At 29.8% G+C, this 20,771-nt stretch carries 24 protein-coding genes and 1 pseudogene; all 25 read left to right on the forward strand.

Annotated features, from left to right (window positions below):
* Positions 1-154: 154 nt before the first annotated feature.
* The 25 genes and pseudogenes from CLPA_RS09190 to CLPA_RS09310 all read left to right on the forward strand — a co-directional run bounded on the left by CLPA_RS09190 (position 155) and on the right by CLPA_RS09310 (position 20,765).
* Entirely contained in the window at positions 155-913 is a 759-nt protein-coding gene (locus tag CLPA_RS09190; protein ID WP_034830764.1) for a MurR/RpiR family transcriptional regulator, read from the forward strand.
* A gap of 225 nt (positions 914-1,138) precedes the next feature.
* Positions 1,139-1,660: a PTS sugar transporter subunit IIA gene (locus CLPA_RS09195; protein WP_003444150.1), complete on the forward strand. Its 522-nt coding sequence runs from the start codon at positions 1,139-1,141 to the stop codon at positions 1,658-1,660.
* Positions 1,661-1,885: 225 nt separating this feature from the next.
* The gene (locus CLPA_RS09200) at positions 1,886-2,902 is read left to right on the forward strand and encodes a zinc-dependent alcohol dehydrogenase family protein (RefSeq protein WP_003444157.1); all 1,017 of its coding nucleotides are present in this window, start codon (positions 1,886-1,888) and stop codon (positions 2,900-2,902) included.
* Positions 2,903-3,145: 243 nt separating this feature from the next.
* Positions 3,146-3,343 (forward strand): annotated as a pseudogene (locus CLPA_RS09205) (NAD(P)-dependent alcohol dehydrogenase); the annotation flags it as partial.
* A 278-nt stretch (positions 3,344-3,621) separates the two neighbouring features.
* A complete protein-coding gene (locus CLPA_RS09210; protein WP_003444163.1) occupies positions 3,622-4,695 on the forward strand; it encodes a M24 family metallopeptidase in 1,074 nt (357 codons plus the stop codon).
* 159 nt (positions 4,696-4,854) lie between these two features.
* Positions 4,855-5,415, forward strand: coding sequence for an elongation factor P (gene efp / locus CLPA_RS09215; RefSeq protein ID WP_003444176.1), 561 nt, complete (start codon positions 4,855-4,857; stop codon positions 5,413-5,415).
* Between the two features lie 139 nt (positions 5,416-5,554).
* Positions 5,555-6,472, forward strand: coding sequence for a stage III sporulation protein AA (gene spoIIIAA / locus CLPA_RS09220; RefSeq protein ID WP_003444179.1), 918 nt, complete (start codon positions 5,555-5,557; stop codon positions 6,470-6,472).
* A gap of 4 nt (positions 6,473-6,476) precedes the next feature.
* Positions 6,477-6,992, forward strand: coding sequence for a stage III sporulation protein SpoIIIAB (gene spoIIIAB, locus CLPA_RS09225; RefSeq protein WP_003444181.1), 516 nt, complete (start codon positions 6,477-6,479; stop codon positions 6,990-6,992).
* A 12-nt stretch (positions 6,993-7,004) separates the two neighbouring features.
* Positions 7,005-7,202: a stage III sporulation protein AC gene (gene spoIIIAC / locus CLPA_RS09230; protein ID WP_003444185.1), complete on the forward strand. Its 198-nt coding sequence runs from the start codon at positions 7,005-7,007 to the stop codon at positions 7,200-7,202.
* A gap of 9 nt (positions 7,203-7,211) precedes the next feature.
* Positions 7,212-7,595: a stage III sporulation protein AD gene (spoIIIAD, locus tag CLPA_RS09235; RefSeq protein ID WP_003444189.1), complete on the forward strand. Its 384-nt coding sequence runs from the start codon at positions 7,212-7,214 to the stop codon at positions 7,593-7,595.
* A 12-nt stretch (positions 7,596-7,607) separates the two neighbouring features.
* The gene (gene spoIIIAE / locus CLPA_RS09240; RefSeq protein ID WP_003444192.1) at positions 7,608-8,756 is read left to right on the forward strand and encodes a stage III sporulation protein AE; all 1,149 of its coding nucleotides are present in this window, start codon (positions 7,608-7,610) and stop codon (positions 8,754-8,756) included.
* A gap of 14 nt (positions 8,757-8,770) precedes the next feature.
* Complete coding sequence (gene spoIIIAF, locus CLPA_RS09245) at positions 8,771-9,358, forward strand: stage III sporulation protein AF (RefSeq protein ID WP_003444193.1); 588 nt, start codon at positions 8,771-8,773, stop codon at positions 9,356-9,358.
* A gap of 199 nt (positions 9,359-9,557) precedes the next feature.
* Positions 9,558-10,178 (forward strand): stage III sporulation protein AG, encoded by a 621-nt coding sequence (spoIIIAG, locus tag CLPA_RS09250; RefSeq protein WP_003444194.1) that lies wholly within the window; start codon positions 9,558-9,560, stop codon positions 10,176-10,178.
* A gap of 214 nt (positions 10,179-10,392) precedes the next feature.
* Positions 10,393-10,929 carry a SpoIIIAH-like family protein gene (locus CLPA_RS09255; RefSeq protein WP_003444195.1) on the forward strand — a complete coding sequence of 179 codons (537 nt, stop codon included), beginning with the start codon at positions 10,393-10,395 and terminating at the stop codon, positions 10,927-10,929.
* Positions 10,930-11,149: 220 nt separating this feature from the next.
* A complete protein-coding gene (locus CLPA_RS09260; RefSeq protein WP_003444196.1) occupies positions 11,150-11,539 on the forward strand; it encodes an Asp23/Gls24 family envelope stress response protein in 390 nt (129 codons plus the stop codon).
* A gap of 293 nt (positions 11,540-11,832) precedes the next feature.
* On the forward strand, positions 11,833-12,255 hold the full coding sequence (gene nusB / locus CLPA_RS09265) for a transcription antitermination factor NusB (protein ID WP_003444197.1): 423 nt from the start codon (positions 11,833-11,835) through the stop codon (positions 12,253-12,255).
* 33 nt (positions 12,256-12,288) lie between these two features.
* Positions 12,289-13,137 carry a bifunctional 5,10-methylenetetrahydrofolate dehydrogenase/5,10-methenyltetrahydrofolate cyclohydrolase gene (locus tag CLPA_RS09270; RefSeq protein ID WP_003444198.1) on the forward strand — a complete coding sequence of 283 codons (849 nt, stop codon included), beginning with the start codon at positions 12,289-12,291 and terminating at the stop codon, positions 13,135-13,137.
* Entirely contained in the window at positions 13,127-14,332 is a 1,206-nt protein-coding gene (gene xseA, locus CLPA_RS09275; protein WP_003444199.1) for an exodeoxyribonuclease VII large subunit, read from the forward strand. The genes CLPA_RS09270 and xseA overlap by 11 nt, the downstream gene beginning before the upstream one ends.
* Before the next feature lie 32 nt (positions 14,333-14,364).
* Positions 14,365-14,586, forward strand: a complete 222-nt coding sequence (locus CLPA_RS09280) for an exodeoxyribonuclease VII small subunit (RefSeq protein ID WP_003444200.1) — start codon at positions 14,365-14,367, stop codon at positions 14,584-14,586.
* Positions 14,587-14,588: 2 nt separating this feature from the next.
* Complete coding sequence (locus CLPA_RS09285; protein ID WP_003444201.1) at positions 14,589-15,458, forward strand: polyprenyl synthetase family protein; 870 nt, start codon at positions 14,589-14,591, stop codon at positions 15,456-15,458.
* A gap of 736 nt (positions 15,459-16,194) precedes the next feature.
* On the forward strand, positions 16,195-16,752 hold the full coding sequence (locus tag CLPA_RS09290) for a CNNM domain-containing protein (RefSeq protein WP_003444203.1): 558 nt from the start codon (positions 16,195-16,197) through the stop codon (positions 16,750-16,752).
* Between the two features lie 2 nt (positions 16,753-16,754).
* Positions 16,755-18,617, forward strand: a complete 1,863-nt coding sequence (dxs, locus tag CLPA_RS09295; RefSeq protein WP_003444205.1) for a 1-deoxy-D-xylulose-5-phosphate synthase — start codon at positions 16,755-16,757, stop codon at positions 18,615-18,617.
* 14 nt (positions 18,618-18,631) lie between these two features.
* A complete protein-coding gene (locus CLPA_RS09300; RefSeq protein ID WP_003444208.1) occupies positions 18,632-19,444 on the forward strand; it encodes a TlyA family RNA methyltransferase in 813 nt (270 codons plus the stop codon).
* 11 nt (positions 19,445-19,455) lie between these two features.
* A complete protein-coding gene (locus CLPA_RS09305) occupies positions 19,456-20,307 on the forward strand; it encodes an NAD(+)/NADH kinase (RefSeq protein WP_003444212.1) in 852 nt (283 codons plus the stop codon).
* A complete protein-coding gene (locus CLPA_RS09310) occupies positions 20,307-20,765 on the forward strand; it encodes an arginine repressor (RefSeq protein WP_003444215.1) in 459 nt (152 codons plus the stop codon). Before CLPA_RS09305 ends, CLPA_RS09310 begins: the two co-directional genes overlap by 1 nt.
* Positions 20,766-20,771 lie beyond the last annotated feature (6 nt).

The following is a 20,771-nucleotide window of genomic DNA, read 5'->3' on the forward strand; positions in this document are numbered from 1 at the left end:
ATAGAATTAATAAAAATTTATTGATACCTTATTATACAATTATTAAATTATTGATGCATAACTTTATCTTTTTTATGTTTGGTATATAATTAAATATTATATTATCATAACAATTGAAGTTATTCAATAACATTGTACTTGAGGTGGATTTATGATTGAATTGGACATTACAAAGATAAGAGATAAGTATCATTTGAGTAAGTTTGAAGAAAAAATACTTATCTATATTATAAACAATATAGACAGTGTAAAAGAAATTGGAGTAAGGGGAATTGCAAAAGAACATTATACAAGTACTACAACTATTATGAATTTATCTAAGAAGTTAGGCTACTCTGGTTTTTTGGATATGTATTATAATTTACATTTTAAATTAAGAAATAAAAGCAGTTATTTTGATAGAAAAATTTTTAACGACTATTATGGTGTTAATGTAGATGAAATATTGTCAATTGATGATGATAGTATTGATAAATTTATAAATATGTTAGTAGAAAATAGAAATGAAGTTATATACACTTACGGTTTTGGACTTTCACTATTTATTGCAGAATATATTACTAGGAAATTACTCATCATGGGGTTTAATTGCATTCTTTCAGACTGTCATGAACTTTATGCTGTGAATACACTAAAAGCCAAATTGTTCATAAATGTTTCTAAATCAGGAGAAACAAAATACCTAGTAGATGTCTCTAATAAAGCAAAAAAAAGTAATATTAAAATAATTTCATTTATTGGAAATGCTGAAAGTACTATAGGAAGACTATCTGATATTAATTTCAAAATATACGATATGCATAGTATGGATGATCAAAATAAATTACCTAATTTATTTTATGGAAATGTCATAATATTATTTGAGATTCTACTTAATAAATATCTTGAAAGAATTAAAGATGATAAAGCTTAGTTATTAAAAATATAAATAAAATTTTTATTTTTAAGTAAAGATTTTATAAAAGTTATGGCAGCTTTATATGTCACTATAAAGAAATATATTATCTTTATTTGTTACATGTTTTTTATTATGAAAAGGTTTAAGATATTAAATATGTATATTATAATTTTTATCAGAAGTTAAAATTTAAATAATATAGTAATTAAAAATAAATTTATAAATTGGGAGGAGAGAGAGATGTTTAATTTATTTAAAGAGAAATTAGGAATTAAAAAAGAAGATAAAAATGTAAATACTAGCAAAACTGTGGCTAATGATGAATTTTTAGTACCAATTTCAGGAGAGCTTATAAACTTAGATGAGGTAAAGGATGAAGTTTTTTCTCAAAGAATGATGGGAGATGGATTTGCCATAGACCCCGAAGATGGTCATGTATTTTCACCGGTAGATGGTACTGTTACATCTGTATTTCCAACAAAACATGCTATTTCAATTAAAAGTAATGCTGGTATTGAAATTTTAATTCATTTTGGATTAGATACTGTTGAATTAAAAGGTGAAGGTTTTAAGCTTTATATTGAAGAGGAAGCAGCAGTTAAAGCGGGTGATTTACTTTTAGAAGTTGATGTTGATGAGGTAAAGAAAAAAGTTCCGTCTATAGTTGTTCCAGTAATTTTTTTAGAATTGAATGAGAGAACGTTTACTTTTAGGGCTGGGAAGGTAAAAGCAAAGGATAGAGGTGTTATACAAATAAATTAGTAGAATTAATATATAGGTGGTGTTTATAAGGCATTAGGTAAAGCTAAGGATATTATTATAGATAAACAACTTGATATATAGATTTAAAGAGCCTTATAGATTTAAGTAAGTTTAATTATAAATTGGATATCTATAAATCGTTGTTTTAAAGTTTTAAATTTAAAATATTAAAAAGCAGTGAATATATTTAAAAAATAATTTTTAAAAATTTGGAGGAACATGAGCATGAAAGCTGCAGTATTTTATGGTAAAAACAATATAAAAGTAGAAGACAGAGAATGTAGAAAAATGACGGAAAATGAAATATTAGTTAAAGTTAAAGCTTGTGGAGTTTGTGGTACAGATATTCATATTTTTAATGGTGAAGAAGGTTCAGCACCAGTAACACCACCTATAATATTAGGTCACGAATATTCAGGTGAAGTTGTTAAGGTAGGAAATAAGGTGGAAGATATAAAAATAGGTGATAAAGTAGTTATTGATCCCAATATATATTGCGGTGAATGTGATAATTGCAGAAATGGCAAGAAACAATTATGTGAGAATTTAACAGCTTTAGGCGTAAATATAGATGGAGGTTTTAGCGAATATTGCGTAGTTCCTAAAGAGCAAGCCTATACATTTAATAATATAAGCTTTGAGGAAGCAGCTATGGTGGAGCCCACCGCCTGTTGCTTGCATGGAATAAATAATATTGAAATAAAACCAGGAGATAAAGTATTAGTATTAGGAGCTGGAGCTATAGGGTTAATTATGCTTCAATTAGCAAAAATATCAGGAGCAAGTATAGTTGGAGTAAGTGAACCAATAGAAAAGAGAAGAAATACAGCATTGGAACTAGGGGCTGATTATGTATTAAATCCTATGGAAGAAAGTTTCAAAAATAATTTAAATAGATATCTTGGAAAAGGTCCAGATGTAATTATTGAATGTACAGGAAATAAATATGTAATAGAAAGTGCCTTTGATATTGCAAAACGGGGGACTAGAATACTCTTGTTTGGAGTAAGTAGTCCAGATGTAAAGGTAGAAATAAGTCCATTTGAAATATTTAAAAAAGAACTAATAATAAAAGGTTCTTTAATAAATCCAGATACTCATTTATCTGCTTTAAACTTAATAACTAGTGGTAAAATCAACGTGAAGCCATTAATTACTAATAAATTTGAATTAGATAAGGTAGAAGAAGCTTTAGAAATGCAAAAAAGCGTTGAGAGTGTAAAGGTATTAGTTGTATCTTAGATTAATAGGTAATATATCTAAAATTCAAATGGTATTGATGAAATAAGAAATTGGCAGTATAAGCTTAGATAGAAAAATTCTATAAAAGATTATTATAGTCAATAAGTCTTTTAAAAAATTGTGATTAGTGTAGAAATATATATAAGTTTTTGGAGGAATTCTTTATGAAAGATACAATGAAGGTTGCAGTTAGGTGCTGATGGTGCTATTAATGGAGCAGAGCAAAACACTGTGAAGGTATTAGAAGAATTAATCTTTAAAAGAGTATTTCGTTATAGACATATTTACCCTATGGCAATTGAAGCAGTAGCAAGTGGAAAAGTTAATCTAAAGGGAATTATAACAGATGTTTTTGATTTTAATGATATTCAAAATGCCATGGATAAGAGTGTACAAGATAAAGATAATATTGTAAAAGCAGTGGTTCATATAAGTGAATAAGTATAATTAGATTGTTAAATAACAATAATTTTAAATTTAAACAATAGAATTTATAATGATATTAAGAACAGCCTATCTCTCAATGTATATATGTGCATTGGGGGATAGGTTTTTTAAAAATATTTTATTTGATTTTTAAAGACTTATAAATTTGCAAATTTATCTAACTTTTGATAGAATAAATATGTTCGACATTTTTTAGAAAAGTTAAGCGTAATATAATAAATAAACATAAGTTAATGAATTTGTATATTTATATATTGTAAAGGGTGAGTTTAATGTTCGAAGATAGGCTTAAAAAGTTAAGAGAATCAATGAAACTGAAAGATTTAGATGCAGTTTTAGTTATTGGAGATCCAAATAGAAATTATCTAAGTGGATTTACAGGAGATGAGAGTTTTTCTATAATAACTGATAATAAAGCTTTGTTTATAACAGATTCAAGGTATACTGAACAAGCTAGAAATGAAGTTAAGGATTATGAAATATTAGAATATAAAGGAGCATTTCCAGATTTTTTTTCTGACATTATAAAAAAACTTAATGTAAAAAAGATTGGTTTTGAGGATAATGTAGTTTCCTATGAATTGTATTCTAAAATTTCAGGTAAAACAGAGGCACAGTTAGTACCTATGAAAGGTATAATAGAAGAAATAAGACTTATTAAGGATAAAAGTGAAATTGAATCTATAAAAAAGGCAGCAGATATAGCAGATAAAGCTTTTTCACATATGTTGAAGTTTATAAAAACTGGTATGAGTGAAAGAGAAATAGGACTTGAATTGGAGTTTACCATGAAAAAGCTAGGAGCTAAAGATTTATCTTTTCCCTCTATTGTAGCTAGTGGAGTGAGATCCTCATTACCTCATGGAAAAGCCACTGATAAAATTGTGGAAAATGGTGAATTTTTAACCCTTGATTTTGGATGTATATTTGAAGAATACTGTTCTGATATGACAAGAACAGTAGCTATTGGTGAGCCTGATGATAAATTAAGGGAAATATATAACGTAGTATTAGAGGCACAGGAAAAAGTGCTTAAAGTTATTAAACCAGGTGTAAAGGCCAATGTTGTTGACAGCGTAGCTAGAGAATATATATCTGAAAAGGGATATGGAAGCTATTTTGGTCATGGCCTAGGTCATGGGGTAGGTCGAGAGATACACGAAGCACCTAGACTCAGTCCTATGTCTGAAACTATACTTAAAGAGGGAATGATTGTAACTGATGAACCGGGAATTTATATTCCAGAGTTCGGTGGAGTCAGGATAGAAGATTTAGTTCTTGTAACTAAAGATGGATGTGAAACATTATCAAAATCGCCTAAAAAATTAATTTATCTAGGTGTATAAATGTAATTTTATTTAAGGAATAGTGGATAAACAATATATCTTAACTTGGTAAGAGTACATGAACTCTGCCAAGTAAGATATATTGATATATTATGGTATTAATCTTACCTAAAAAGGTTATAATATAAATGATTAAGAGATTTTTGGAGGGATACTAAAATGATATCAGCAGGAGAACTTAGAAAAGGAACTACTTTTGAAGCAGATGGACAAGTATTTACGGTTATTGACTTTCTTCATGTCAAACCAGGAAAAGGTGCTGCTTTTGTAAGAACAAAATTGAGAAATGTAATCTCTGGAGGAGTTACAGAAACAACATTTAATCCAACTGCTAAATTGCAGGAAGTTAGTATAGAGAGAAAAGAAATGCAGTATTTATATAGCGATGCTGACCTATATTACTTTATGGATCAAGAAACTTATGAGCAGATTCCATTAAGTTATGATCAGGTTGAAAATGCAATAAAATATTTAAAAGAGAATATGAATGCAATAATTAAATTCTATAAAGGAGAAGCTTTCTCTGTAGAAGCTCCAAATTTTGTTGAACTGCAGGTTACAGCTACAGAACCAGGTGTTAAAGGTAATACAGCAACTAATACTTTAAAGCCAGCTACGGTTGAAACTGGAGCTGTCATTCAAGTGCCTATTTTTGTTAATGAAGGTGAAGTAATAAGAGTAGATACAAGAACTGGTGAATACATGGAAAGAGTTAAATAATATAAGTTACTATTTAAGTGAATAGAATTAATAAGTATTTACTAAAAAGAAATTTCTGGAAAAAAGAAATTTCTTTTTTATTTTTTGGAATAATTCTGATGTAAATTAAATATGATTGAATTAAGAAAGGAGGATAAAAATGATTAACATAAAAGATATTTTAGATGTATTACCTGAAAATATAATAAATATAATTACTAAGGTAAAAAAATTAGACAAACTCCAGGAAATAAGATTAAAAATAAATAGACCTATAATTTTGAAGCTTGGAGAAATAGAGATAATAGAGGAGTATAAAATTTCTGTTGAAGATATAAATAACATATTGAAGAGAATGAGTAATTACTCCATTTACTCTATAGAAGATGAAATTAAACAAGGGTATATAACAATAAAAGGTGGACATAGGGTTGGAATATGTGGAAATTGTATTGTTGAAAATAATATAGTAAAGATAATAAAAAATGTTTCATCATTAAACATTAGAATTTGCAGAGAAGTAATAGGATGTTCAGATAAAGTTATGCCATGGATTGTAAAAGATAACAATGTACTAAATACAATAATAATTTCTCCTCCAAATTGTGGTAAAACTACTTTGATTAGAGATATAACAAGAAATATATCCAGTGGATCTAAAAATTTTGGGATCAGAGGTAAAAACGTCTGTGTTATTGATGAAAGAAGTGAGATATGTGCTTCTTCTGATGGAATTCCACAGCTTAATGTAGGCATAAGAACAGATGTTATGGATAATTGTCCTAAAAGTCAAGGAATAATGATGGCTATAAGGAGCATGGCACCAGATGTAATTGTATGTGATGAAATTGGTACTTATGAAGATGTAAAGAGTATATTATCTGCTCTTAATTGTGGAATTAATCTAATAACAACTATTCATGGATTTGGAATAGAAGATTTGAGGAGTAGAGATGTATTCAAAGAGGTTATTAGTAACCATATTTTTCAAAAGGCAATAGTTTTAAGTTGCAATAAAGGTGTAGGAACAGTGGAGTATATATATGACTTTTTAAATGAGACAACCATAAGGAGGTAATAAAGTGCTTAAAATTATTGGCAGTATACTTATTATAATAGCTTCTACTTTTGGTGGATTTATGTATGCTCAGTGTTTTGTAAATAGAGTAAAGGAATTAAATGAGATAGAGAGATGCATATACCAGCTTCAAAATGAGATTGTATACACTCATACACCTTTGCCGGAAGCCTTAGTTAATGTAGCTGTTAAATCCAAAGAACCTATAGCTGATATTTTTAATAGAAGCTCTCATAAATTAAAAAGTAATAGATATGATAATGTCTATGAAGCTTTTAAAGAAGCTTTTAGAGAAAATTCTAATCTAAATCTTAAAGAGGAAGACATTAATTTAATGTTAGATTTGTCCAAGTCCTTAGGGGAATCAGATATCACAGGACAAATTAATATTTTTTCTCTAACTATAGAAAATTTAAAAAAAATTATTGCACAGGCAGAAATAACTATGAAAAAAAACGTGAAAATGTATAGATATCTTGGCTTTGGAATTGGTGCAATGATAGTTATCATGCTTATTTAGGAGGTGCATTTTTTGTTAGATATAAGTTTAATATTTAGAATTGCTGCTGTAGGAATATTGATAGTTATCATTGATAAGATACTAAAGTCCAGTGGAAAAGATGATTATGCAGTAATGGTAAATTTGGCGGGAATAGTTATAGTTCTAATGATGGTAATAAGTCTTATAAGTAAATTATTTGATACAGTAAAAACCATGTTTCAACTGTAGGTGATTAAAATGGAAATAATTAAAATAGTATCTTTTGCCTTTATAAGTTTATTTCTTGTTCTTATATTAAGAGGCAGGCGGGATGAACTAGCTGTACAGCTTAGTATTGCAGCAGGAGCTTTAATATTTTTATTTATGGTTACTAAAATTACTGCCGTAATGGAGTTATTACAACAACTGGCTTTAAAGGCTAATATTGATTTTGTGTATTTAAATACTGTATTTAAAATACTTGGAATTGCTTATTTGGCATCCTTTTGCAGTGAAGTATGCAGGGATGCAGGAGAGAGCAGCCTGGCATCTAAAGTAGAATTCGGTGGCAAAATATTGATTTTAGTATTGGCAATTCCAATATTGATGGGGGTTTTAAATTCAATTCTAAAGATTATATAGAGGTAATCTATTATGAAAAAAATATTTATAATAATTGTATTGTTTATTTTAATGAGCAACCAAACCATAGTACAAGCATCAACTATAGATGATAGTAATAATAAGGATATCACGGAAGTAGAACAACTATATACCTATATTACAAATATGAAGACAAAGTATGAATTGATAAAGGATTTAGATATTAAGGATTATGTTAAAGATTTTATGAAAACCGGTAATGGAAAGTTTTCTGTTGAAAAACTATTTAAAGGAGTATTAGCCTATTTTTTTAGAGAAGTAATAGCCTCTTTTAAATTGATGATAATGCTTTTGCTAATATGTGTTATATGTGCATTACTTACAAATCTTCAGAAAGCCTTTAGTAATGAAGGATTATCTAATATAGCATATTTTGCCTGCTATTCACTTATAATTATTATTGTTGCTAGAAGTTTTTATATAGGTGTAAATGAAGTTAAAGCTGCAACTAATAATTTAACTGACTTTATGGCTGCACTGGTACCTGTACTATTGACACTTCTTGCGGCAGGAGGTGGACTGGTTCAATCTACCATTATGGATCCAATTATAATATTGGCTATTAATGTGGCTGCAAGGATATTTATGGATGTTTTGCTGCCTCTTATATTGATAGGATTTGTTTTGCAATTTGTAAATAATATATCAGAAGAATACAAAGTTGATAGATTGGCAAAGCTTTTAAATCAAATTGTACTTTGGATACAAGGACTGGTTATGACAATATTTATTGGTATAGTAACTATAAGAGGAATAAATGCAAAGGCCATAGATCAGGTTACAGCTAAGACAGCTAAATTTGCTGTAGACAATTTTGTACCTATAGTTGGTAAAGCTCTATCTGATGCGGTGACTACTGTAGTAGGTTATTCTGTAGTCTTAAAAAATGCCATAAGCAGTATAGGACTTATAGTATTGATTGTAATAGTAATTTTCCCTATTATAAAGATTTTGGCTTTAGCTCTTATTCATAAATTAACAGCAGCCTTAGTTCAGCCAATAAGTGATAAGAGAATAGTAAATTGTATAAATGCAGCTGGAGATACACTTATACTGCTTATGTCCTGTCTCATATCTATCTCAGTGATGTTCTTTATTATGATAGCCATAATTGCCTCTAGTGGGAATGTTATTTCTTAGAAAGGGGAGATTATATGATAGATTGGGTTAGAAGCTGGGTGATGAGTATTTGTGTGGCAGTAATTTTTATAACAGCAGTAGAGCTTATAATACCCAGTAATAAATTTAAGGGCTATGTTAAATTTGTAATGGGACTTATATTAATAGCTGTAATATTGAACCCCATAATAAAGATATTTAATAATAAAACTGATATAACTACTTATATAGATAAAGCAGATCAATATGTAAATAGTGGGTCCTATGAAAGTAATACTGAAAAATATAAAAATCAAGATAAAGAGGAAACTATAAATGCTTTTAAAGAAAATTTACAGAAATCCTGTTCTAAAATGCTAAAGGATAAATTTCCAAACAATGACTATGAAGTGAAAGCTGATGTTAAATTAGATGATGCCACTAATCAAATCAATATAAAAGGATTGAGTATTGGTGTTAAAAATGAAGGGGTAGAAAAAATAGAAAATATAGAAATAGACAGTAAAAGTGTTAGCGCAAGTCAAGAAAAGAAAGTGGATCCAGAGGTAGATAAAGAAATTAAAGATTATCTTAATAATGAGCTTAAAATATCTAAAGATAGTATATCTATATATAAGCAATGATAAACAGAGTTCTTAATATTGGCATTTTCAATACTTACTAATAGAGTTCTTAGTATCAGTATTTTTGATACTTAGAAATCGTTGTCCTTTAGGGTAAATCGTTATCCAGGGACGCATCAGACCTTGTATGCCGATTTTACAGAGTAAGATTGGAGTGTTAGGTATGGTAGTCATCGGATAAAAATTGGGAGGGGGAAGCATGAATTTTAAAAAATTACTGGAAATATTAAAAAAAGGTGGTGGCAAAAATAAACAGATAAATAACATTATTATAGTAATATTGATAGGAATACTTTTAATTATATCAGCTGGCTTTTTTAAAGACAACAAGGCTACTTCTACTTTTTCTAATAGCCCAAATAGTGGTAATAGTACTGCTAATAGTCAATCATCAAATGACTTAAGCACTACGGAGGATATATCTGCCTATGAAAATGAACAGGAAAATAAGCTGAAGGCATTACTTCAGAGTATACAGGGAGTTGGAGATACTCGTGTAATGATATATTTTTCAACGGGAGAAGAGGATGTGCCTGCTTATAATGAAAATAAATCTTCCTCTGTAATTAATGAAACTGATAATTCTGGCGGAAAGAGGACTACTACTCAAAATAATTCTGGAACTAGCATAGTTATGGAAAATGATGGTGAAAAAACTAAGCCATTTATTTTAAAAAAATATAAACCAAAAGTTACAGGGATTTTAATTTCTGCAGAAGGAGCAGATGATTCAGACATAAGGCTTAATATAACTAATGCTGTATCAAGTTTTTTTGATTTGTCAGCAGATAAAGTAAATGTTTATCCTATGAAAAAGTAACATATAATTATTTGAACAAGCATATAAATTTTGTATAAGGCATAGGACAAGAAGTTAATGAGGCATGGTGCATAATATTTTGTAATTATAAAAACACAAGGTGTGTATGAAGAGTTTACAAATATCATAGTTGTTTATAAGATGCAAAGTATAATAGCATATTGACTAATAATTTCTTTGATTATGACCAATGGTTAAAATGGAGGGGAATTAAATGAATAAGAAACAAGCAGTTATTATTGTCACTTTATTGGTACTTATAGTTTGCGCTGGAGTTTTAGCTACAAAGGTCAACAGCCCATTGTATGTCAGTGATACAGATCTTGTGGATAATAACAGTACAATATCTACAGATAGCACTGATCAGGCTAAAGCAAATGAAACAGCAGCTAATAGCAAATCTGATTATTTTGCTGATGCCAGACTTACTAGGGAAAAAGCTAATGCAAAGACAATTTCTACATTGAAATCTATAATTGACGATAAGAATGTATCCGAAGAAAGTAAAAAGAATGCAACACAAAAATCTATAAACATCTCTACAGCTAGTGCAAATGCTGCAAAAGTTGAAAATATGCTTAAAGGTAAAGGCTATAAAGAGGCATTATGTACTATCAATGATGATAAAGTAAATATTGTTGTAAAAACTGATGAACAAAAATTATCAGACAAGCAACTAAGAGAAATAAGAGATGTGGTATTAAGTGTAACTAATCTTAGAAATATAGAAATAGAGCCTCCAGTTCATTAAAATTTTAATATATATGATGCAAAGTATAAGCAGGGCCTCATAACAAAATAGTAAAATTATAAAAGGCTCTGCTGATGGAATAAAGCGTAATGTAAAAAAGAAGACTCTTAGATTTTTCTTTTAAAATTCCTAACATTGTAAAATTCTATTGGTTTTGATATAATGTACATAAGACTAATAGATTTGTGCGATGTTACAGGACTAAGGGGGTAAAGAGAAAATGGATAACGATCTAAGAGATGACATAGAAGTAGGTATTGTAAAGATATCTGACGAAGTAGTAGAAGTTATTGCAGGACTTGCCGCAGCTGAAATAACAGGTGTTGTAGGCATGAGCGCAAGCTTAGTAGGTGGAATTTCGCAAATATTAAGTGGAAAGAAAAACCTTTCAAAGGGTGTTAAAGTAAACTTAGGAGAAGATAGTGCTTCAATTGATTTATATTTAGTAGTGAAATATGGAATTAAAATACCAGAAGTAGCAGCTGCAGTTCAAACTAATGTAAAAAAAGCTGTTGAATCTATGACTGGACTCAGCGTTTCAGGTGTTAATGTATATGTTCAAAATGTTATTCTTCCAAAGGAAGAGGAAGTTGTTGAAGTAGAAGAATAAGGACTAAACACCCTCTAATTTTTTAGAGGGTGTTTCTATGTCAATAATATTTATACATAAAAGTTATAGAACTTTGGATTAATATATAGTAATATAAATTCATTGCATATTATTTTAGGCATATGAAAATAAATAGAAAGCCAAAGATGCGACGGATATTTTTAATCCTACAAGGAAACAGGTGACCAGGATAGTGAGCTATCTGAGGGTTCTGTTGACGTAGTAGGATTAAAAATAGGCTAGCATACTGACTAGTTATTTATTTGAATATGCCTTAGGAGGAGACAATTTTAATGAGTAGAAGAAAAAGTAGAGAAATAGCAATGAAGCTTCTGTTTGAGATATCTATGAATGTAAAAGAGACAAAGGAAGCAATAGAACAGTATAAAGAAAGTAATAAAAATTTGGAAGATGTGGATTTCACATATATTGAAAATACACTAGAGGGAATATTTAAAAATATAGATTTTTTAAACAGATCTATTGAAGAAAATTCAAATAATTGGAAGATTAATAGAATTTCTAAAATAAATACAGCTATTTTAAAAATAGCTATTTATGAAATATATTTTGAGGAAGATATACCAGAAAAGGTTTCTGCTAATGAAGCGGTGAATCTGGCGAAGAAGTATTCTGATGAAAAATCTCCTGCTTTTATAAATGGAGTAATAGGTAATATAATAAAATCAAAACAATCAACAAAAAATATGGATTAGAATATTTAAAAACATAAACATAGAGGTGTAGAAATGGGAAACAAAATACAAGGGAAATTAGTAGCGGAGAGCTTTAGAGATAGTATTAGAGAATTTGTAAAGAATAGAATAGATAATAATTTAAGAGTTCCAGGACTATCAATAATTTTGGTGGGAAATGATGGTGGATCTCAATATTACGTTAAAAATGCTAAGAAATTATGTGATAACTTAAATGTAAAATGTGAAGTGTTTAATTTTCCAGAGGAAACTTCCGAAAAAGATATTATAAATACTATTGAAACTTTAAATAACAGAGAAGATGTAGATGGAATAATGCTGCAGCTTCCTCTTCCAGATAAATTCAATGAAAAAAATATAATTGATAAAATAGATTATAAAAAGGATGTAGATGGTCTTACCCATATTAATATAGGTAAGCTTTACAGTGGCGAAAAGAGTTTTATACCTTGTACTCCTAAGGGAATAATAGAACTTATAAAGAGTACGGGAGAAGATATAAGCTGTAAAAACGCCGTAGTTATTGGAAGAAGTAATATTGTGGGCAAACCAGTAGCACAGCTTCTATTAAATAATAATGCTACAGTTACTATTTGCCACTCTAGAACAAAGAATTTAAAAGAAGTGTGCAGTCAAGCTGATATTTTAATTGCTGCTATAGGAAAGCCCCATTTTGTAGATGGATCTTTTGTAAAAGAAGGTGCCATTGTAATAGATGTTGGTACTACCATGGTAGATGGAAAGCTAAAAGGAGATGTTATATTTGATGATGTAATTAATAAAGCATCTTTTTTAACTTCAGTTCCAGGTGGAGTAGGAGCTATGACCACTACAATGCTTTTGATGAACACTTGTGAGGCTCTTGAAAATTATGTACATTAAAACTCTAACGGTTTCAGAGGTAAGTAATTATATTAAAAAAATAATAGACAGTGATTTTATATTAAATAATACTCTTATTAAGGGTGAAATATCCAATTTTAAAATTCACAGCAGTGGTCATGCTTATTTTTCATTAAAGGATGATTATGGTAAAATAAGCTGTATAATGTTTAAAGATAAAACTAGAAAACTTGAGTTTATGCCAGAAGATGGTATGGACGTTGTTGTAAAAGGAAAAGTTTCTGTATATGCCAAAGATGGAGTATATCAAATTTATTGTGAAGAGATAAAATTAGAGGGAATAGGGGAACTAAGCGAGGCTTTTAATAAACTGAAAAAAAAGTTAGAGGCAGAGGGACTATTCAGTGTTTCTCATAAAAAAACTATACCTAAATTTTGTGAAAAAATGGGAGTTATAACTTCACCAACGGGAGCAGCAGTAAGGGATATTATAAATGTCACTAAAAGAAGAAATAAGAGAATTGATATAATGATATATCCTGCACTGGTTCAGGGTATTAATGCACCAGAGGATATTATAAGAGGAATAAATTATTTTAATGAGGTAGAGGATATAGATGTAATATTACTTGCTCGTGGGGGAGGTTCTATTGAAGAATTATGGTCTTTTAATGATGAAAAACTGGCTTATGCAATTTTTAATTCAAAAAAGCCTATAATATCAGCGGTAGGTCACGAAACAGATTTTACTATTGCAGACTTTGTAAGTGATCTTAGAGCACCAACTCCCTCTGCAGGAGCAGAAATAATTGCCTATGATTTAGAAGAAGCCAATGACAAAATAAAAAATTACAGATATACTATAGAAAAACATATAAAAATATACATAGAAAATAAACTTAAAACTATAGATATGTACAGAAATACCCTTGAGCATAACAGTCCAATGGCTATTATAGCTAATTCCTACAGCTATATAGATAGAATGAATGAAATATTAAATAAAAATGTTAAAAATAAATTAGAAATTGAAAAGCAAAAACTTAGCAAATTAAATGCATTACTAAGTGCACACAACCCTTTAAATGTATTAGACAGAGGATATGCTATTATAGAAAATGAAAATAGTGAACTTATTAGTGATATAAATATCCTAAATAATACTGATAAAGTGAAAATTACGTTGAAAAATGGTAATGCTAAGTTTCATATAGAAAAACTAAAAGACAAATAATTTAAAATATTATTAAAAGTTGGTGATAGGCTGTGACATCTAGAAATGAGTCCTATGAGAGCATGGTAAAAAAATTAGAGGATATTATTTACTCTATGGAAAATAAGGAACTTACTTTACAGGAAACAATGAAGAGCTATGAACAGGGAATTAAACTCTGCAATAAATTATATAAGTATTTAAATGAAGCAGAAGGAAAGATAAAAATATTGTCCAATGGACAAGAACAAGATTTTCTAAGGGATGGGGAATAATTATGAAATTTGAAGCTTTAAAAAGTGAAGTGGATGTATGGTTAAATAATTATTTTAGTAATAAAGGTACTTATAATAAAAAAATATATGAAGCCATGAAATACAGCATAGATATTGGCGGTAAGAGAGTGAGACCAATGCTTCACTGTTTAACTTACGAAATGTTTAATGAAAATTATAGAGAAGTAATAGCTGTAGCCTGTGCAATAGAAATGATTCATACTTATTCTTTAATACATGATGATTTGCCATGTATGGATGATGATGATCTTAGAAGAGGGCATCCTACAAATCATAAAATTTTTGGAGAAGCATTGGCGGTGTTGGCAGGGGATGGATTACTGAATGAAGCTATGAGTCTAATGTTTGACTACTGCAAAGATAGAGGAAAAAATGAATTATTGGCTTGTAAAATTATATCTGATAGTGCTGGAGCAGAAGGAATGATTGGAGGACAGGTAGTAGATATTTTAAGTGAGGGTAAGAAAATATCCTATGAAACCCTTAGTTATATGCATAGAAAAAAGACTGGGGAATTAATCAAAGCCTCTATACTTTCAGGGGCTATAATTGGAAGAGCATCAGATAGGGAGATAGATAAATTATCTGATTTTGGGAGTAAACTAGGACTTGCCTTTCAAATAAAAGATGATATATTGGATGTTGTTGGGAATGAAGAGGTTATGGGAAAGCCTGTGAATAGTGATATAGATAATAACAAAACCAATTTTATAAGTACCTTTGGTCTTGAAGATTGTAAAAATAAATGCAGAGAGCTAACTAAAGAATGTATGAATATTTTAGATGATGTAGATAGAGATACATTGAATCTTAAGGAATTAACTAAAACTTTACTATATAGAGAAAAATGATGAAGGTAATATTTTATATATTTACTATAGGAGAATGAATTTTTTGAATAATTAGTATAGCTATGTTATAATTTCTTTAATATAATACTTAGCCAGTGGCGCAGTATTCTAGTCAGGTAAGCTTTTTTTAAAGACGGGGCTAAAAATCCGTTAGAGGGCATATCGATGAAGTTCCTGGTGCTTGCCTATAACGCCCAGTCATGGGTTTGTGCTGGGAGTAAGGAGGCTGGGGCAACCGCAACGGCATGCGCAATTGACCCTACCTTCGTGGAGACCATTATCTGTGAATTAGGTTAGATACCTAATTTACGGCAATGGGGTAAACCTGTATTGTGGTGTAAAAGCTATGTGCAGTGTAGCCTGCCTTGAGTGAAATGGGGAGAGGACAGGAAAAATAAAATTTCAGGCCAAAAATTTTATTCGGTTGCCTTCTGAAACCTATTTTGCAAAAGAGGCTAAGAAAGAGCCTAACTGTTAAGGAAAACTTCTAGACTGTCATGTAAAGGGGTATGTTATGGATTGCAGTGCGGACTTAGTGGTAATCTAGTCCTAATTATGGTAACAAATTAGATGAGTTATTAAATGGAAACTGCCGTTACGGCGACGTTTCGGTTAATTCATGGGAAATCCTACTGGACCTATGCCGCAAGATTTATTTAACATACTGCCACTGTTTTTGTCAATGCATTTTAAATAATGTTAATGATCAGCTTAAAATGCAAATGGAGGATTAGTAATGTCAAAAAAGATCAATAGAAAAGAGACTACAAAGGATAGAAGAAAGTGGATTTTAACAATTTTAGTGTGGTCAATATTGATAAGCAGCAGTATTTCTCTTTTGTCTGATTCGCTACTAAGTAAGGTTAATATGTTAGTAGCTTTTATTGTGTTGGCTTTTATTATAATTGCAGGTATAATCTTTGATATAGTAGGTATAGCAGTTACTACAGCAGATGAAACACCTTTTCATGCTATGGCTGCAAAAAAGATACATGGAGCAAAAATAGCTATAAGACTTCTAAGAAATGCTGATAAAGTTTCTACTTTTTGTAATGATGTGGTAGGAGATATTGCAGGAATAATTAGTGGTTCTGTTGGCTTTTTTATAGCACAAAAGGTTACACATAATTTTACCAATATTAATTTTACTGGTGTGAATGTGGCCATTGGAGCGATAGTTGCGTCTATCACTATATGTGGTAAATCCATTGGGAAGACTTATGCTTTAGAAAATAATAGCATTATAGTTTCTAAAGTTTCTAAGCTACTATATCTAATAGTAAAGGATAGATGATAATGACATATATACTTGATAAGTATAAGGATATAGATGAAATAAAAAATATGAGCTCAGAAGAACTTAATATATTTTCACAGGAAATAAGACAATTTTTAATAAACAGTGTATCGAAAACTGGAGGACATCTAGCATCAAATCTTGGTGTGGTGGAATTAACTTTAAGTTTATACAAGGTGTTCAATTTTAGAAAAGATAAATTAATTTGGGATGTAGGACATCAATCTTATGTACATAAAATATTAACAGGAAGAATAAAATATTTCTCCAAACTTAGAAAATATGGAGGGATAAGCGGTTTCCCAAAACGTGAAGAAAGTTATTTTGATATATTTGATACTGGACATAGTAGTACATCTATATCAGCAGGGCTTGGAATTTCAAGGGCTAGAGATCTAAATGGAGATAATTATGAAGTAGTATCAGTTATTGGGGATGGTGCACTGACCGGTGGAATGGCCTATGAGGCACTTAATGATTTAGGTTATAGTAAGACTAAAATGATAATAATTTTAAATGACAATCAAATGTCAATTTCTAAAAATGTGGGTGGAATGTCTAAATATCTAAATAAAATAAGAATTGATCCTGCCTACAATAAATTTAAACAAGAAGTAAATAATACTTTAAGAAAGACAAATATAGGAGTGGGTGTAGCTAATTCCCTTCAGAAGATAAAAGATGGATTTAAACAGCTCTTTATTCCCGGGATGCTCTTTGAAGATATGGGAATTAAATATTTAGGGCCTATAGATGGACATAATATAAATGAATTGGTACAAGTATTAAATTTAGCTAAAAATATAAAAGGACCCGTTTTAGTACATATTATTACAAGAAAAGGAAAAGGCTATGACTTTGCTGAGAAAAATCCAAATAAGTTTCATGGCATAGGTCCTTTTGATTGTGATAGTGGAGAAATATGCTCTATAAAAGGATTAACTTATTCAAAGGTATTTGGCAAAGAAATGATAAATTTAGCTAAAGAAAATAAAAAAATAGTAGCAGTCACTGCTGCTATGCCAGATGGAACGGGCTTAAACAATTTTGCAGAAAAATTTCCAAAGAGGTTTTTTGATGTAGGCATAGCAGAGCAGCATGCAGTGACTCTTTGTGCAGGAATGGCTACGCAGGGAATAAAACCTGTATTTGCTGTGTATTCTACATTTTTACAAAGGGCCTACGATCAAGTACTGCATGATGTATGTATTCAAAAATTGCCAGTGATTTTTGCTATAGATAGAGCGGGAATAGTGGGAGAAGATGGTGAAACTCATCAGGGAATATTTGATTTATCCTATTTGACTCAAATGCCAAATATGACAGTAATGAGTCCAAAATGTATTGAGGAACTTGTATATATGTTAAGATGGGCAGTTAATGATAATAAAGGACCTATTGCTATAAGATATCCAAGAGGAGTAGACAATGGAGATATTAAATTAAAGCCTCTAAAGGATTTTTTTAGAGGAAAGTGGGAAATAATTCAGAAAGAAGGCAATATTGCAATAATAGCTTCTGGGAAAATGGTACAGACAGCAATACTGGTGAAAGAAAAACTTTTGAAGTTAAATATTAAAACCACTATAATAAATGCCCAGTTTATAAAGCCTATAGACAAGGATATAATAAAAAGGTTAGTGAATGAGAATTATAAAATAATTACTTTAGAAGATAATATTTTGCATGGTGCACTAGGATCTTCTATATTAGAATATGTTAATACACTTGAATGTAAACATAATATATTGACACTGGGATATAAGGATAAATTTGTTACTCAGGGAAATGTAGATTTATTATATAAATTACATGGATTAGATGTAGAAGGGGTTTTTCAAAGTATTTTAAAATTTATCTGATTGAGGAGTTAAAGATGGGTGAAGCAAAAGAAAGATTAGATGTTTTATTAGTAAAGAAGGGCTTATTTCAATCAAGGGAAAGAGCAAGAGCCAGTATAATGGCAGGAGAGATTTTTATAGATGATGTGAGATATGATAAATGCGGTGAAAAGGTAAAAGAGTCATCTAATATAGTGTTTAAAGGAGAAACTATGCCCTATGTTAGTAGAGGCGGGTATAAACTTGAAAAAGCAATTAAATCCTTTATAATAGAATTAAAAGATAAGGTCTGCTTTGATATAGGAGCATCTACAGGAGGTTTCACAGACTGTATGCTTCAAAATGGAGCTAAAAGAGTATTTTCTATAGATGTAGGTTATGGACAGTTTGCTTGGAAACTTAGAAATGACCCTAGAGTTGTCTGTATGGAAAGAACTAATGTAAGATATGTAAAGAAAGAAGATATAGGTGAAATAGGACAATTTGCAAGTATAGATGTTTCTTTTATATCATTAAAAAAAGTAATTCCAGCCGTTTTAGATTTATTAGAGGATAAGGGTGAAATTGTAGCTTTGATTAAACCACAATTTGAAGCGGGAAGAGAAAAAGTTGGTAAAAAAGGTGTTGTAAGAGAGCCATTTGTTCATAGAGAAGTTATTGAAGGAATAGCAGATTTTTTAGTACAAAATAATTTAAAAATAATTGGACTGGATTATTCACCTATAAAAGGTCCGGAAGGTAATATAGAGTATCTCATATTTTTTAATAAAGAAGATAGTACTCATAGTAAATTTTCATTAGAAAATATAGAGCAGGTGGTAAAGAGGGCTCATGGTCAGTTGGATTAGGAGAATAAATTATGAAAAATATAGGTATCAATATTAATAAAAGCAAAGATAAGGACAGAACAGTAACTAGAGAAATAGTTGATTTTATAGTTAAAAATATAGAGGATGTAAAAATAAAAATATTTGATGACCTTGGAAACTTTACAAAAGATCAGGCAGAAAAAATAGATATAATGATATCATTAGGCGGCGATGGAACTATTTTAAGTACTGCTAGAAATGTATGTAGATATGATATACCTATACTAGGTATTAATTTGGGACATTTGGGATTTTTAGCTAGCGCGGAATTATCGGAATTAAAGGAATGTATTATAAAGCTGTCTAAATCACAATATGAAATAGAAGAGAGAGTTATGCTTGAGTGTAGAGTAAAAAAAAATAAGGATGAAAAAATCTATTATGCACTTAATGAAGTTGTTATATCTAAGGGAACTTTGGCAAGAATATTAGAATATGGCATAAAAATTGATGGCAATTTTTATACTAAATTTATGTCTGATGGAATAATTGTTTCAACACCTACAGGATCTACTGCATATTCTCTTTCTGCTGGAGGTCCTATAATTTCTCCTACTTTAAAATTAATTTCTATTACTCCTATATGCCCTCTATCTCTTGGTGTTAGAACTATGGTTATAGACAGTAAAAGTGAAGTTAATGTTGTTTTAAATAAAGTTTATCAACCTGTGTATTTAACTGTAGATGGTCAGGATTCTCAAGAAATAAGTAATATACATAAAGTATATATTAAAGAAGCTCCATTTAAATGTAAGATAATTAGAATAAGCGGATATGACTATTTTGAAATATTAAGAAAAAAGATAATATCTAGAACTAAAGAGTGTGAAGGTGATGAGTAATGAAAATATCGAGGCATGCTAAAATATTAGAAATAATAAATTCAAAGGATATAGAAACACAGGAAGAATTGGCAGATGAACTAAGAAAACAAGATATGGTAGTAACACAAGCTACAGTTTCAAGAGATATAAAAGAATTGAAACTGATAAAAGTTTTATCTAATAATGGCAAGTATAAATATGCTTCAATATCTTCAAATGAAAATTTTCTTTCAAATAAACTGGTTAGTGTATTTATTCAAACAGTTCTAAATGTAGAACATGTGAAAAATTTTGTAGTAGTTAAGACAATTTCAGGATCTGCCCCCGGGGCAGCAGAAGCAATTGATTCCCTTAATTTTGACGAAATTGCAGGTACAATAGCAGGAGATAACACTATCTTTATACTTGTACGAAGCGAGGAAAAAGCCTTTGAAATAGTACAGAAGCTAAAAAAATTACTTAATGAAAATGAATAGGAGGAT

The organism is Clostridium pasteurianum DSM 525 = ATCC 6013, from assembly GCF_000807255.1.
GTDB lineage: Bacteria > Bacillota > Clostridia > Clostridiales > Clostridiaceae > Clostridium_I > Clostridium_I pasteurianum.

Coding starts and splice junctions, on each gene's coding strand:
- CLPA_RS09195 (WP_003444150.1), top strand. CDS start 1,139: ATGTTTAATTTATTTAAAGAGAAATTAGGAATTAAAAAAGAAGATAAA.
- CLPA_RS09200 (WP_003444157.1), top strand. CDS start 1,886: ATGAAAGCTGCAGTATTTTATGGTAAAAACAATATAAAAGTAGAAGAC.
- CLPA_RS09210 (WP_003444163.1), top strand. CDS start 3,622: ATGTTCGAAGATAGGCTTAAAAAGTTAAGAGAATCAATGAAACTGAAA.
- efp (WP_003444176.1), top strand. CDS start 4,855: ATGATATCAGCAGGAGAACTTAGAAAAGGAACTACTTTTGAAGCAGAT.
- spoIIIAA (WP_003444179.1), top strand. CDS start 5,555: ATGATTAACATAAAAGATATTTTAGATGTATTACCTGAAAATATAATA.
- spoIIIAD (WP_003444189.1), top strand. CDS start 7,212: ATGGAAATAATTAAAATAGTATCTTTTGCCTTTATAAGTTTATTTCTT.
- spoIIIAE (WP_003444192.1), top strand. CDS start 7,608: ATGAAAAAAATATTTATAATAATTGTATTGTTTATTTTAATGAGCAAC.
- spoIIIAF (WP_003444193.1), top strand. CDS start 8,771: ATGATAGATTGGGTTAGAAGCTGGGTGATGAGTATTTGTGTGGCAGTA.
- spoIIIAG (WP_003444194.1), top strand. CDS start 9,558: ATGAATTTTAAAAAATTACTGGAAATATTAAAAAAAGGTGGTGGCAAA.
- CLPA_RS09255 (WP_003444195.1), top strand. CDS start 10,393: ATGAATAAGAAACAAGCAGTTATTATTGTCACTTTATTGGTACTTATA.
- CLPA_RS09260 (WP_003444196.1), top strand. CDS start 11,150: ATGGATAACGATCTAAGAGATGACATAGAAGTAGGTATTGTAAAGATA.
- nusB (WP_003444197.1), top strand. CDS start 11,833: ATGAGTAGAAGAAAAAGTAGAGAAATAGCAATGAAGCTTCTGTTTGAG.
- CLPA_RS09270 (WP_003444198.1), top strand. CDS start 12,289: ATGGGAAACAAAATACAAGGGAAATTAGTAGCGGAGAGCTTTAGAGAT.
- xseA (WP_003444199.1), top strand. CDS start 13,127: ATGTACATTAAAACTCTAACGGTTTCAGAGGTAAGTAATTATATTAAA.
- CLPA_RS09285 (WP_003444201.1), top strand. CDS start 14,589: ATGAAATTTGAAGCTTTAAAAAGTGAAGTGGATGTATGGTTAAATAAT.
- CLPA_RS09290 (WP_003444203.1), top strand. CDS start 16,195: ATGTCAAAAAAGATCAATAGAAAAGAGACTACAAAGGATAGAAGAAAG.
- dxs (WP_003444205.1), top strand. CDS start 16,755: ATGACATATATACTTGATAAGTATAAGGATATAGATGAAATAAAAAAT.
- CLPA_RS09300 (WP_003444208.1), top strand. CDS start 18,632: ATGGGTGAAGCAAAAGAAAGATTAGATGTTTTATTAGTAAAGAAGGGC.
- CLPA_RS09305 (WP_003444212.1), top strand. CDS start 19,456: ATGAAAAATATAGGTATCAATATTAATAAAAGCAAAGATAAGGACAGA.
- CLPA_RS09310 (WP_003444215.1), top strand. CDS start 20,307: ATGAAAATATCGAGGCATGCTAAAATATTAGAAATAATAAATTCAAAG.